At 47.5% G+C, this 13,912-nt stretch carries 15 protein-coding genes; 1 reads left to right on the plus strand and 14 read right to left on the minus strand.

The features are described from left to right. Window positions 1–10: 10 nt before the first annotated feature. The 7 genes from DW835_RS05925 to DW835_RS05955 all read right to left on the minus strand — a co-directional run bounded on the left by DW835_RS05925 (window position 11) and on the right by DW835_RS05955 (window position 5,131). The gene (locus DW835_RS05925; protein ID WP_118504293.1) at window positions 11–1,951 is read right to left on the minus strand and encodes a beta-L-arabinofuranosidase domain-containing protein; all 1,941 of its coding nucleotides are present in this window, start codon (window positions 1,949–1,951) and stop codon (window positions 11–13) included. A 257-nt stretch (window positions 1,952–2,208) separates the two neighbouring features. Then, entirely contained in the window at window positions 2,209–2,997 is a 789-nt protein-coding gene (locus DW835_RS05930; RefSeq protein WP_117465032.1) for an HAD family hydrolase, read from the minus strand. Continuing rightward, window positions 2,994–3,224: a hypothetical protein gene (locus DW835_RS05935; RefSeq protein WP_182430257.1), complete on the minus strand. Its 231-nt coding sequence runs from the start codon at window positions 3,222–3,224 to the stop codon at window positions 2,994–2,996. Before DW835_RS05935 ends, DW835_RS05930 begins: the two co-directional genes overlap by 4 nt. 87 nt (window positions 3,225–3,311) lie before the next feature. After that, complete coding sequence (gene rplT / locus DW835_RS05940) at window positions 3,312–3,668, minus strand: 50S ribosomal protein L20 (RefSeq protein ID WP_022153562.1); 357 nt, start codon at window positions 3,666–3,668, stop codon at window positions 3,312–3,314. 23 nt (window positions 3,669–3,691) lie between these two features. Continuing rightward, entirely contained in the window at window positions 3,692–3,889 is a 198-nt protein-coding gene (gene rpmI, locus DW835_RS05945) for a 50S ribosomal protein L35 (RefSeq protein WP_022153561.1), read from the minus strand. 66 nt (window positions 3,890–3,955) lie between these two features. Next, window positions 3,956–4,450, minus strand: coding sequence for a translation initiation factor IF-3 (gene infC, locus DW835_RS05950; protein ID WP_022153560.1), 495 nt, complete (start codon window positions 4,448–4,450; stop codon window positions 3,956–3,958). 360 nt (window positions 4,451–4,810) lie between these two features. Further along, complete coding sequence (locus DW835_RS05955; protein ID WP_118504289.1) at window positions 4,811–5,131, minus strand: DUF1540 domain-containing protein; 321 nt, start codon at window positions 5,129–5,131, stop codon at window positions 4,811–4,813. A 396-nt stretch (window positions 5,132–5,527) separates the two neighbouring features. Between DW835_RS05955 and DW835_RS05960 the strand changes: the two genes are divergently transcribed. Continuing rightward, window positions 5,528–6,166: a class I SAM-dependent methyltransferase gene (locus DW835_RS05960; RefSeq protein ID WP_118504287.1), complete on the plus strand. Its 639-nt coding sequence runs from the start codon at window positions 5,528–5,530 to the stop codon at window positions 6,164–6,166. 149 nt (window positions 6,167–6,315) lie between these two features. Here the strand turns inward: DW835_RS05960 and thrS are convergent, their stop codons facing one another. The 7 genes from thrS to DW835_RS06000 form a co-directional block, all read right to left on the minus strand. Further along, entirely contained in the window at window positions 6,316–8,079 is a 1,764-nt protein-coding gene (thrS, locus tag DW835_RS05965; protein WP_118730837.1) for a threonine--tRNA ligase, read from the minus strand. A gap of 383 nt (window positions 8,080–8,462) precedes the next feature. Beyond that, the gene (locus tag DW835_RS05970; protein WP_022313537.1) at window positions 8,463–9,041 is read right to left on the minus strand and encodes a CarD family transcriptional regulator; all 579 of its coding nucleotides are present in this window, start codon (window positions 9,039–9,041) and stop codon (window positions 8,463–8,465) included. Between the two features lie 96 nt (window positions 9,042–9,137). Next, window positions 9,138–10,301, minus strand: coding sequence for a GDSL-type esterase/lipase family protein (locus tag DW835_RS18690; protein WP_347559357.1), 1,164 nt, complete (start codon window positions 10,299–10,301; stop codon window positions 9,138–9,140). After that, window positions 10,298–10,585 carry a hypothetical protein gene (locus tag DW835_RS05985; protein WP_118730838.1) on the minus strand — a complete coding sequence of 96 codons (288 nt, stop codon included), beginning with the start codon at window positions 10,583–10,585 and terminating at the stop codon, window positions 10,298–10,300. The genes DW835_RS18690 and DW835_RS05985 overlap by 4 nt, the downstream gene beginning before the upstream one ends. A gap of 203 nt (window positions 10,586–10,788) precedes the next feature. Continuing rightward, window positions 10,789–11,865 (minus strand): peptide chain release factor 1, encoded by a 1,077-nt coding sequence (gene prfA / locus DW835_RS05990; RefSeq protein ID WP_118504281.1) that lies wholly within the window; start codon window positions 11,863–11,865, stop codon window positions 10,789–10,791. A gap of 151 nt (window positions 11,866–12,016) precedes the next feature. Further along, the gene (gene prmC, locus DW835_RS05995; protein ID WP_118504279.1) at window positions 12,017–12,895 is read right to left on the minus strand and encodes a peptide chain release factor N(5)-glutamine methyltransferase; all 879 of its coding nucleotides are present in this window, start codon (window positions 12,893–12,895) and stop codon (window positions 12,017–12,019) included. 1 nt (window position 12,896) lies between these two features. After that, window positions 12,897–13,892, minus strand: a complete 996-nt coding sequence (locus tag DW835_RS06000) for a DUF1385 domain-containing protein (RefSeq protein WP_118504277.1) — start codon at window positions 13,890–13,892, stop codon at window positions 12,897–12,899. Window positions 13,893–13,912: the final 20 nt, after the last annotated feature.

Consider the following 13,912-nt stretch of genomic DNA (forward strand, 5'->3'; position numbering starts at 1 on the left):
GTTCACCGTTCTACACCTTTACCTTGACCCACACCAGCATTTCTCCCGGTGTACGGTTACACCAGAGCCCATAGGGAACTGCTGTAAGGTGCATCTGTTCTTTCTCCAGTTTCAGCTCTCCGTACAGGTTTCCCTGTTCGGTGGACCGGTTATGGATCCTTGTAGCTTCATACTGTAATGTCGGAATCTCTCCCGGGAGATCCGTCTGCGGATTCCCCTTCGTGACCTCTGTGTTCTCTTCCACATACAGGTCTGCCAGATATTTTCCGTTGTCGGTCTCCTCCAGACAGTAGACCACGGGGCCGTTCATCAATGCACATCTTCCAGCATCCGCTCTCACTTCGTCATTGGCGGCGATCCATCTGGGCTTTACACCGAAATCAATACAGATTTCATGCTCTCCCGCCGGAGTATTTATCAGCAGATAGCCTTTTTCCAAAACAGCCTTTGCTGTCTGGCCATCCACTGTAATCTCCTGTTTCCCCGCATATCCGGGGCGGCGGATCTTAAAGGTTACTTCACTGTCCTGTCTCGTCCGGATCTTCACCTTACTATCCTGCAACAGTGTGGATTCCATGCCGATCTCCACGGTTCCACTTTCCAGGACTGCCTTTGCAGTGGAGGAAATGAACTGGTGGATACATACCGCATTTTCTTCCTGTGCGTAGATGTATTGTCCAAGAGACGCTAACGTCCTCGCCACATTCGGCGGACAACATGCCACGGAGAACCATTTCTGTCTGACAGCCTTCACATGATCCATGTAAGTATGCTCCGTGCAGAACTCCGGTACGACCTCCAGAGGATTCACATAAAAGTATCTGTCTCCCGCTCTGTTGATGCCCGCCAGCACTGTATTGTACAATGCCAGTTCCACGGTATCGTAGTAGCCCGCCTCTCCGGTGGCTGCGCTCATCCTCTGTCCGAACATCATCAGTCCGATGGAAGCGCAGGTCTCCGAATAGTTCGTGGTATTCGGCAGATCGTAATCCGTGGTAAACCTCTCCCGAAAACCACTGGATCCGATGCCGCCGGTCAGATACATTCTGTGATTCACCGTGCTGTCCCACAGCCGCTTACAGGCTTCCAGCATCTCGGTGTCCTCGCATTCCACAGCCAGGTCTGCCATGGCGGAGCACATATACATGGCTCTTACCGCATGCCCTTCCGCTGTCTTCTGCTTTACCGGTTCTATATGTGATTGTGAATATTCCAGATCGTAATTTTTGAACTCCGGGAAAAATTCCCAGCCGCCTCTGTCTTCCATCTCCTGTAAAAAATAGCTTGGCTTCTTCCCTCTCTCATGAAGGAAATAAGATGCGGTGTCCAAATACTGCTTTTCGCCGGTCACCCGGTAAAGCTTTACCAGCGCAAGTTCAATCTCCTGATGTCCGGGATAACCTTTTTTCTGTCCTTCGCCAGTACCGAATACTCTGCAGATTAGATCCGCATTTTTCCTGGCGATGTTAAGAATCTTCGTCTTCCCGGTGGCCTGATAGTAAGCAACCGCTGCTTCTATCATGTGTCCTGCCGTGTAAAGCTCGTGTCCTTCCACCAGGTTCGACCACTTTTTGTCTGGCTCGTTGACTGTGTAGTAGGTGTTCAGGTATCCGTCGGTCTCCTGCGCCCTTCCTACCAGTTCGATCACTTTATCTGCCAGTGCTTCGTATTCTCTGCCCTGCCCCCCGGCAATACAGAATGCTACGGATTCCAGCCATTTATACAGGTCCGTGTCCTGGAAAACTACCCCCTTTCTCTCTCCCGGCAGCTCCCCCGCTGCCACGCGGAAATTCTGAATACAGTAGGTAGGTTCGGAGTCCTCCAGCTGATCGTTCAAGATCTTCCATTGATGCGGAATGATCTTCTCACTGACCTTTTGCACGTATTCACCGAACAGCTTGTCTGTGATCCTGATATTTCCGTATTCCAGCTGCTTCCTGTGATGTCCCATACCTTTCTCCTATCCTTGTTCGTCCCAAAGGTTAATCGTTTAATCTTTTGTGAGAAAAGAAACAGCCATCTGGCTGTTATACTGCTGTATTCTTCTTTTCTGTAAGTTAATCGTTTTACCTTTTAATGAACTTATCATAGCACCAGATAGGTGTTTTGTAAATAGGTTTTATGCAAATCATCATAATATATAAGTTTTGCCACTGTTTTTTGTACATTTTGCACATTTTAGTACAAGCTGTCAGATTCTTAATCGTTTTACTTGTCTAAAACACCCAACCACTTCAGAGCGTTCCAGATGCCGTCTTTATCCACATCCGTGGTGATATAATCTGCTGTTTCCAACACCTGTTTACTGGAATTACCCATAGCAATGCTGGTGTGGGCATACTTTAACATCGGCAGGTCGTTATTGCTGTCTCCGATGGCCACAGTGTCTTCCATGGGGATCTTCAAATAGTCCGTAATGTAACGGATTGCTGTTGCCTTGGAATATCCTTTGGGGACAATCTCATAAAACCCTTGTTCTCTGTCAATAAAATCCAGTATTTCCGACAGGTCATGCTTCATTCCGTCCATTCCCGCCGGTGTCTCTGCATAAGCATATAATTTATCATAGTTGCCCGGTGCATTAGCATAACGATCGTATTTTCGATTCTCAATCTCACGTGCCATATGACGGAAGGTCTCGGTAAATACTTCTTCTCCTCTGGGTGCATAGTCTTCCCTGCTGCCTTCCAGGACAGCATCCACATGATATTTTTTCATGGCTGCCAGAATTGCCTTAGACTCCTCCATGGAAAATGTCTTGTGCATCAGCTGTTTTCCATGATATTCAATCTCCGTTCCGCAGCCCAATAACAATCCGTCGAATTCCACCTGTCCGGTAAGATTTTCCCCAACCAGCCGTTTCGTACGCCCGGTGTTGATCATGCAGATATGACCGTTGGCTCTGGCGATGCGGATGGCTTCCTTCGTGCTCTCTGACATCAGTTCACTTCCTCCGCATATTAAGGTTCCGTCAATATCAAAAAATATTATCTTCATCTCAGATTCTTAAGCTCCTCTACCAGATCCAGATCGGATTTCTGTACCTTCAGATTCGTGGACACGGGCTCTTCGCCGGGTCTTGTGATTGTGATCTCGATAATAGTTCCTTCCGTGATCACTCCGCCCATAAAAAATCTGCTTACAAACGCTGCAAATTTGGGATGATTGCTCTCAAAGGTATTCTTCGCATTCATCAGTTTCATCATCATTCCGGGATTTATCATAATGGTCTCCTTCCAAATAGTTACAAAAAAGAAAGGCTGTCCGCACCATCCGAAGATAATGTGTCCAGCCTTAACAGTTGCTATTATTTATGCGATCTTGGACTTAGCCAGCTCCGCAAGGGTCTTGAAACCTTCTGCATCGTTAACTGCCAGGTCTGCCAGCATCTTTCTGTTCATATCAACGCCTGCAAGCTTCAGACCGTACATGAACTTGCTGTAAGATAAACCGTTCATTCTGGCTGCTGCATTGATACGAGCAATCCACAGCTGTCTGAACTGACGCTTTCTCTCTTTTCTACCTGCATAAGAGCTGGTCAGAGCTCTCATAACAGACTGCTTTGCTACTCTGTACTGCTTGCTTCTTGCGCCTCTGTAGCCCTTTGCAAGCTTTAATACTCTATTGTGCTTCTTCTTGGCATTTAAGCCACCTTTAATTCTTGCCATGTCTTATTTCCTCCTCGCCTGAATTATAAATAAGGTAAAATCTTCTTCATATTCTTAACATTAGTTGCATCCGTAATTGCAGGCTTTCTCAGATTACGTTTTCTCTTGGTAGACTTCTTGGTTAAGATATGGCTCTTGTAAGCTTTAGATCTCTTTAACTTACCGGTTCCTGTTGCTTTAAAGCGCTTAGCTGCTGCTCTGCTTGTCTTCATTTTGGGCATAACGAGTTCCTCCTAAACTTTACTTAATCTATCGTGTCGGAATCCGACACTTTTTAACTGTACGAATTAACGCTTCTCAGTTAAAAACATGGTCATGCTTCTGCCTTCTACCTTGGGAGCTTTTTCCACTACCGCAATATCGGACAGGCTCTGTGCGATATCATCTAAGATATGCTTGCTGTTGTTCATGTGTGCCATCTCTCTGCCGCGGAATCTCAGGGTGATCTTCACTCTGTCTCCCTTGGTCAGGAACTTCCTGGCTGCACCGATCTTGGTGTTCAGATCGTTGGTATCGATATTGGGGGAAAGTCTGATCTCCTTGATATCGATGACCTTCTGCTTCTTCTTTGCTTCCTTCTCTTTTCTCACCTGCTCGTATTTGTACTTACCGTAATCCACGATCTTGCAAACAGGAGGCTTTGCCGTAGGAGCAATCTTCACCAGGTCGAGTCCGGCTTCCTCTGCCATCTTCAGAGCATCTCTGGAAGAAACGATTCCGAGCTGTTCTCCGTCTTCTCCAATCAGTCGTACTTCTTTGTCTCTGATCTGTTCATTAATCATTAAATCGCTAATGGTTGTGTACCTCCATAAGAAAATGTGTTAAACAATAAAAAAAGCAGATAGCATAACTATCCACCTGTTCCCTTCACGGACTGCCCTCATTCAAACAAATTCCAAACGAGTTCTCTGTCTATGAAAAATCTGAACGCTTACCAGCCTGCGCCGTAAGGTGAGAGTGGATACTCTGCTTGTTGTGTCGTGTTCTTCACACGCTTAAATAGAATACCACGAAGTTTTCCTGATGTCAACCCCGTTTTTTTAATATTTTTATATTTTTATGTACCGGCGGTCTCCCGCCGACCTGTTTCCATGCCTTATTATCTGCATTTTCAGGATTTTTGTCAAGCAGAAACCGCTCTCTTATTTTTCAGAAAAGGTAGCGCATGCTGTTTCCTTACAGTCACAGGCGCCGCAGCCCTTGATATCCACATGATCCGCCACACACTTGTAATTGCTGTTATGAACGCATTTTACAGCCTCACAGTCGATGCTGATCGTCTTGCTGGGATGTGCGATCGAACTGGTAAAAGAATCCGCTCCTTCTCTCTTGTGGTCAAAGCTTTCACAGCAGGTGTCATCACAATTGCAGGCATGTTTTCCTGCCACCATGATATCTCCTTTACTGCACAGGCAATCCTTATTATAGGTACAACTTTCTACGACACATTTCAAATCTGCCATATTTCCCTCACCTTCTGCCGCAGCCGGCGGCCCGCATTCTTCGTCACAAATCAGTTTGTAACCGGACAAAAACTACATTTACAAAAAAGACACGCGGCAAAAGAGCAGGCGCAGTCCCACCACGCGTCATCCTTATTTTGTGCGGTGTGCGGAAAAATATACATACTACTGGATTTTTATTTATGAATATGATATATTCTTATTGTTAGTTGTAACTAACTATTTTATTCTTTATTTTTTTTATTAATTACACAAACATATCCATATCTTTGTAACAGCTTATATTTTTTTCTGAAATCAATGGTTCCACTACAGTTCGACCTGATTTTGGAGAAAAATCAAGTGTTGCGATCCGGATTGTTATTCATTTCACTACTTCTAGGAGGAAAATTTACAATGACATCAGAAGAGTATAAAGCATTATCCGTAAAAGAGTTCACCGAGGCAGCCAAAATCTATGACAGCGGTCATTCCGGTGTCTATGAGATGTGTAAGGACGACTATCCGTTTTTATTGGAAGAATTAGAAAAAGAGTCCTTCGATTCCGTACTGGACTGCGGCTGCGGTACCGGTCCGGCGATTGAATTATTGCACGAAAAATATCCCGAAAAGCATTTCACCGGTCTGGATCTGACACCGGAGATGATCCATGTGGCACAGGAGAAAAATCTGTCTAATACCACATTCGTCGTCGGAGACTGTGAGAACATCCCTTTTCCGGAAAATACTTTTGACGCAATCATCTCTTCCAACAGTTTCCATCACTATCCGAATCCACAGGACTTTTTCAACAGTGCTTACCGGGTTCTGAAAAAGGGCGGACGTCTGATTCTGAGAGATTATACCTCCAAATCATCCCTGCTGTTGTGGCTGTGTAATCATATTGAAATGCCGCTTGCACACTTGTGCGGCCACGGTGATGTCCGCATGTATTCCGGTGCGGAATTCAGAAAATTTGCGGAAAACACAAGTTTTGAGGTTGTTTCTTTTGAAGCGCAGAAAAAAATGCGTGCACATCTGGTGGCACGGAAATAACTTCAACTCGTCGTTCACTCCTTGCCATCTCCCCGGCAATCGTAATGGAATTCGCTCTCGCGAAATCATAGCGACATGCAAAAACACCACCCCACTGGGAAAACGCATTTTAATCAATACCGTTTTCCTTGCAGGGTGGTGTTTTTTAATTACTTGCTCAGCTTCTTGGTTGCGATCTCATCCTTTAACATAGCCAGGAATTCGTCTCTGGATACCGTAGTGGTGTTCTGCTGTCCATGCAGACGATAGCTTACGGTGCCGTCCTGTGCTTCCTGCTTTCCTAAGATGATCAGGTAAGGAATCTTCTTCACCTGTGCTTCTCTTACGCGGTAGCCCAGCTTCTCTGCTCGCTCATCGATGTCTGCTCTGATGTTATTGTCCAGCAGATAACCGTACAGATCATGCGCATAGGCATTCAGCTCTTGGTCATCGTTCTTGACCGGCAGGATCATAGCCTGTACGGGAGCCAGCCACAGAGGCAGGTTACCCTTGGTCTCCTCCAGGATATAAGCCATGAATCTGTCCAGAGATCCTAAGATTGCTCTGTGCAGGACCACGGGAGTCTTCTTCTGACCGTCCTTGTCCACATAGGTCAGGTTGAATTTTGCAGGCAGGCAGAAATCCAGCTGGCAGGTAGACAGGGTGTACTCGTTACCTACTGCAGGTTTTACGTTTACATCCAGCTTCGGTCCGTAGAATGCAGCTTCACCGATCTCCTCGGTATACTCAATGCCCAGGTCGTTCAGAACCTTGCGCAGAGCGTCCTCTGCATTGTTCCACATTTCGTCGTCATCGTGATATTTTACCTTGTCCTCCGGATCTCTCAGGGACAGGACACATCTGTAATCGGTAATACCGAAATCCTTGTAGGTATTAAAGATCAGATCTACTACCTTGGAGAACTCGGACTCGATCTGCTCCGGTGTTACGAACAGATGGGCATCATTCTGGCAGAAATGTCTGCCTCTCTCGATACCCTTCAGGGTTCCGCTGGCTTCGAAACGGAAGTCATGGGCGATCTCACCGATACGGATAGGCAGATCTTTGTAAGAATGCTGCGTGTTAGCGTAGATCATCATATGGTGAGGGCAGTTCATGGGACGCAGTACGAAGGACTCTCCTTCTACTTCCATGGGAGGGAACATGTTCTCTTTGTAGTGATCCCAGTGCCCGGAGGTCTTGTACAGATTTACAGTACCGACACAGGGAGTCATAACGTGCAGATATCCCAGTCTTCTCTCTTTGTCCTTAATATAATTCTCCAGCTCCTGCCATACGGTGTAACCCTTAGGAAGGAACATAGGAAGTCCACGGCCTACCAGATCATCGGTCATGAACAGTTCCATCTCTTTGCCGATCTTTCTGTGGTCACGCTCTTTGGCCTCTTCTAACTCCTTCAGATGCGCTTCCAGTTCCTCTGCGGTAGGGAAGCAGACACCGTAGATACGCTGCATCACGTGGTTGCTGGCATCGCCCTTCCAGTAAACGCCGGAGTGTTTTACCAGCTTGAAGTTCTTACACAGCTTGGTGTTGTCTACGTGAGGTCCTCGGCACAGATCGGTGAAATCTCCCTGGTCGTATACTGTGATGTTGCCGTCTTCCAGATTGCTGATCAGGTCCAGCTTGTACATATCGTCCTTGAACATTTCCATAGCTTCTGCCTTGGAGACTTCTCTTCTGTAGATCTTCTTGCCTTCCTTGCAGATCTTCTTCATCTCTTTTTCGATGGCAGCGATCACTTCATCGTTGACCACATCGTTGCCGAGATCGATATCATAATAGAATCCTTCCTTTACCACAGGTCCTACCCAGAATTTTGCATGAGGGTACAGATGCTTTACTGCCTGTGCCATGACATGGGCGCAGGAATGATTGAGAGTTGACAGTCTTTCGTCTTCCTTAAAATTTACCATTTTCGTTCTCCTTTTTGTTGTTTTCTAAACTATTCAGAACCTCCATTTGCGAAATCGCTCTTTCAGAGCTTTGCTGAATAGTCACAAAAAAGTCCCTTGCAACAATCTGCAAGGGACGTATCACACGCGGTTCCACCCTGATTGCAATTATCTAAAGATAACTGCCACTCATTTGCTCATAACGGGAGCTGCCGGGCTGTATTAAAGCCACTCCGAGACGGTCTTCGTCCGCATCCGGCAAAACCGCTCACAGCGCCTGTCTCCGACAGGGCGGTTCTCTCTGGTGCCTTCACTGCTTCCTACTCTTCTCTTCAACGTTTTCTGATCTTAAATAATCATAAATTTCTGTTGCTTTAGGACTTATGTTGATATCATAGACCTTTTCACACGGATTGTAAAGAGGTATTTATATAGCTTTCCACATTTTCTCTGGACATATCCAGTGCCACCGCCAGCTCTCCGTACAACTGGTCCTCTGCGATCCGAAAATATCTGGCATCCACCGCCGTCTCCTTGCGTCCCGCCTTTTCTCTGGCCCGCTTGCGCAGGTAGATGGTCTTGATAATCCGGATCAGATCCTGGCAGTTACAGGCCTTCAGACAATTCTTATATTCCTGCTCCAGCAGTTTGTCATTGGCAATGGTGATCAGCGGGATCTCCGGAATCTGTCGGATCAGACTCTCCGCCTCCTCATGTGCAAGCACTTTCCGCATGGAACCTTCTGCCGTATCCACCGGAATATATACCGTACTGGAAGACAGATACAGAGGTTTTAAAATATAATACTCTCTCTTCTTGTCTACTCCTGCAATATCCAATGTCGTGATCTCTTCCACCACGCAAACGCCCTTACTGCCACATACTACACGTTCGCCCTTCTGAAACACCTTGACCTTCCTTTCCTCTGCCCATTGCAGAAAATTGAAAACACAATTTCCGTTTACTACCAATAGTATACCCATATTTTAACAGAAAAAACGCCGAAATGTCAGTATCTTTCGGCGTTTCTGATTATTTTCGTGAATATTGCTCATAAGAAATCAGTCAGGTGTTGTGCATTATTTCTGATAGGCGATGCGTGGATCTCCGTTTTTCAGGTAAATAATGCCTCTGCGTTCGAAGCTGTTCTTCTCTAATAAGTGCTGCATGGTGTGATTGTCAAAATGGGTATCCGCACGCAGGTAAGGTACTTTCTTCTCACAAAAGGCAACACATTTTGCAAACAGTCCCTTCACTTCCCCATCTCCTGCCAGACGATGGATTGTTCCGTAAGGTGTCTCCTCCCGCCAGCTGCCGCCCTCGATATAAGCATAGGTCGGTTCCTCCTCCAGTAAAAGCATGAATACCCCGTGGATGCGTCCGTCCTTTTTATACACATATAGCCGCTGTTTCTCAATGTCTGTCCGCAGCGTCTCCGGATCCGGATAGGCTCCGTTCCACTGGTTGGGATTGCCGTTTGCACGCATGTAGGCTTTGGCGATGTCATATATCTCCAGGATTCTGGGCAGATCTGCCTCTTTTGCCGTTACGATCTCCTCTGCCTCATCGTTCTCTTTTCCCCCTTCGCCTTCCGCTTCCGGGGCTTCCAGAATCTCCCGCACAGCCGTTTCCATCCGCTCCGCCAACTGTCTGTGCCCCTTGGCTGTCAGATGTACGTGATCTGCCTTCGTCAGTTCACAGCCTCCCGCATCCAGAAAATCCACCTGCTCTGCCACCGCCAGAAAAGCATATTCTCTGGCCAGCGCTTTCGTGGTCTCCACACAGTCCGGGGCAAATTCAGGATAGGTCACTCCTTCTTCAATAGGAACCGGTGCCACGATCAGGATCTTCGGTCCGTCCGCCCCCCAGCAGGGAACAGACTTTGCCTCTTCCACAAGGATCTGCATTCCTTTGGTAATCTTCTTCGCATCCGTGCCAAATTTTTTCTTGGCATCATTGGTTCCCAACATCAGGATCAGCAGATCCAGCGGCTCATGGCTGTTCAGCAGCGCATGCAGTACCGGCAGCAGATTCACCGAATCCATGGCCGGATCCTCATACACACAGGTTCTGCCGCTCTGGCCCTCTTCAATGACCAGATACTCTTCGCCCAGTGCCTTTTGCAGCAGACAGGTCCAGCGCTCTTCTTCATTATACCTGCTGCCGTGGTCAGCGTTCTCCGACGGATCGGTGCAAAGCCCGTGAGTATTCGAGTCTCCAATGCACAGGATGTGTTTTTTCATAGTTGCGCCTCCAGTTCCGGGAAATACACAATAGTATCATCCCCCTGGCATTCCACGTACATACCCTCCAGTTCCATATTCACATCATCCACATTGTGATCGTCGAAATATTTGGTCAGGTTCATGATCGTCTCCATATAGGAATTATCTCCCTTTACCAGGATCCCCAGACCCTTTTCCGGCTCCTGCTCATAGAACTCCAGACCTTCGGTTTCATTGACATATTCACGTATTGCTTCTGCTACGGTCATTTGTTTCTCTCCTTCTGCTGTTCCTTTGTTCATATTTGCTGCTTCTCTTTATTGTATCATAAGCTCACGAATTCGTGCTATCGCACTCTACATCCTGCTTCGCAGGATATTCGTTCGCTAATGAGCCCAGAAAAACAAATGTCTGCTTGCAGCCACTTGTTTTTCCTTGAGGCTCATTATATCATAAAAGGCGAACCCTGGCACCGCCAAAGTCCGCCCTTTATCAGCTTCTTCTCTTATTCCTCATTCATCTTAGCCAGCTTGGCTGCCTGGTCGGCTGCGATGCAGGCATCGATGATCTCTTCGATATCTCCGTTCATGATCTTGTCTAACTTATACAGGGTCAGACCAATACGATGGTCGGTGACACGACCCTGGGGGAAGTTGTAGGTACGGATCTTCTCCGAACGGTCTCCGGTACCGATCTGGCTGCGGCGCATCTCTGCTTCCGCATCGTGTCTCTGCTGCTGCTCAATGTCATACAGCTTGGATTTCAACAGTGCAAATGCCTTCGCCTTGTTCTGGATCTGGGACTTCTCTGTCTGGCTGTATACCACGATTCCAGAAGGATAGTGGGTCAGACGTACTGCGGAGTCGGTGGTGTTGACACACTGACCGCCGTTACCGGATGCTCTCATGACATCGATACGGATATCCTTATCCTCGATGACGATATCTATATCATCATCTACTTCAGGCATCACCGCCACACTGATGGTAGAAGTATGGATACGTCCGCCGCTCTCGGTCTCCGGCACACGCTGTACACGGTGTACACCGCTCTCATACTTCATCTTGGAGTATGCGCCCTGCCCACTGATGGTGAACTGCACTTCCTTCATGCCACCGATACCGATCTCATCCACGTTGATCAGCTCTACCTTCCAACGCTGCTTCTCGGCATAATGCACATACATACGATAGATCTCCGCTGCAAACAGAGCAGCCTCATCGCCGCCGGCACCTGCACGGATTTCCACGATTACGTTCTTGTCATCATTAGGATCCTTGGGCAGTAACAGGATCTTCAGTTCCTGCTCCAGTTCTTCCACACGCTTCTTGCTGTCATTCAGAGTTTCCTTGATCATGTCACGCATTTCTTCGTCTTTTTCCTCTTCCAGCATGGAAAGGGAATCTTCAATATCCTGCTTGCACTTTTTGTACTCTGTATACGCATCCACGATAGGTGTCAGATCACTCTGCTCCTTCATCAGCTTGCGGAAACGTTCCTGGTTATTCGTGACCGTGGGTTCATGCAGTTCGCCCATGATCTCTTCAAAACGAATCAATAAATCTTCTAACTTGTCAAACATAACTAATTCCTCTCAATATAAGTTGTAACAGTTCAGCCATGAACATATTGGAGAGCAAAAATCATGCTTGCATGATTTTGTGAACGAATATGTTCATGAACTAAGCGCCAGGTTTATGAGCAAAGGTAGTCACGAAGTGACGGAAAGCGTGTCAGCGCGACTTTACGAATGGTGCGGGCTGAACTGTTACATACGTTCCAAAAACTACCCGGTCCAGACCGGCATAATCCTGCACCACTTGTACCTCGCGGTACCCTTCGGTGCGCATCAGTTCCGATACAGCCTGTCCCTGGTCATATCCGATCTCAAAAAAGAGCATTCCACTGCTCACCAGATGTTTTCCTGCTTCTTCGATGATACGGCGGTAAAAATGTAAACCATCCTCCGTACCGTCCAGTGCCATCCTGGGTTCATGATCCCGTACCTCCGGCATCAGCTTCTCCACTTCCGCACTGGCGATATAAGGCGGATTCGACACGATGATCTCGAATTTTCCCTCCACCTTGTCAAACAGGTCACTCTGTAAAAAATGAACCCGATCTGCGTTCGCCGCATCCAAAAGCGTCTCCGCATTTTGCTCTGCCACTTCCAGCGCATCTGCAGACAAATCCACACCCAGTCCTTCACAGGCATTGCTGTAATGCAGAAGGCTTAACAGAATACATCCGGATCCCGTACACATGTCAAGCACCCGCATTCCGTCATGGAGTTCCTTCAATACTTCCTCCACCAGAATCTCCGTATCCTGTCTCGGGATCAGTACGTGCTCATTGACGGCAAAGGTCAGTCCCATAAAGTCCTGCTCCCCGGTCAGCTGCTGCAGCGGAATGTGCTCCGCCCGCTGTCCGATCCAGCCAAGATATTTCTCTTCCGCTTCCGGTGTCACCGACTGTTCCCCGTGCACCAGCAGATCATTACGATTCGTACCGCATACCGCTTCCAGCAGAAGTCTCGCATCCAGTGTGGCTTCTTCGATTCCCGCTGTCTGCAAAGCCAGACAGCCTTTTTCATAGCATTCCCGATAGGTCATCTTAATCCTCTGGTTCTGCGGATGCATCGTCCTTCATCCAGCTCTCATCCACTTCGTAACCGAAGGTATCCTGTAAATATTTCTTCCAGTCGAACACAGCTTCTACGGAAGCGATGGCTACCTCTGCCATGCTCTCATCGGGTTCCCTGGTGGTCATACGCTGGATCCACATACCGGGAGCAGACAGGATCTTAATAAACACATTATCCGTGCGTCCGGCCAGACGGATGATCTCGTAGGAAATTCCGGCCACAACCGGCATCAGCAGAATACGAAGGATCACTTTCTCCGCCACATTATCCACCTGGATAAAGAAGAACAGCACAATACTTACCAGCATAACAAAGAAAATGAAGCTGGTACCGCAACGTTTGTGCAGTCTGGAGCTGCGCATCACATTGTGCACCGTAAGGGGTCTGCCCTTCTCGATACAGTTGATGCATTTGTGCTCCGCCCCATGATACTGGTACAGCCTGCGGATATCCTTCATGGCGCTGATGCCCCATACATACAGCAAAAACAGAGCAATACGGATCACACCCTCAATAATCGCCATCAGGGAGCGGTTGCGGATAAAGCTCTCAAACAGAGAGGAAATGAAATACGGCAATACGATAAAGATGCCTACTGCCAACATAATAGAGATCACCGTCACAATACCGGACAGCAGCTTTTCTCCGTTGCCACCGCTCATCTTGTCCATCGCCTTATCGAATTTCGTTTCTTTGCCTTCCTCTTCTTCATAGAAGGAAGCGGAATAATTCAATGCTCTGGTTCCCAGGATCAGGGAATCCAGAAAATTAAAGATACCACGGATAAAGGGAAGCTCCTTGAACTTACCTCCGTGAGCCAGACCCTGATATGTCTCCACTTCCACTTCAATCTCGCCGTCCGGCTTGCGGACCGCTACCGCATACTTCTCTTTATTTTTCATCATAACGCCTTCCAGCACGGCCTGTCCGCCGATACCGGAATAACGACTCTTTCTTCTAGCCATAAAACCTCATCCTTATAAAT

Source organism: Clostridium sp. AM34-9AC (assembly GCF_003480225.1).
Lineage (GTDB): Bacteria > Bacillota > Clostridia > Lachnospirales > Lachnospiraceae > Acetatifactor > Acetatifactor acetigignens.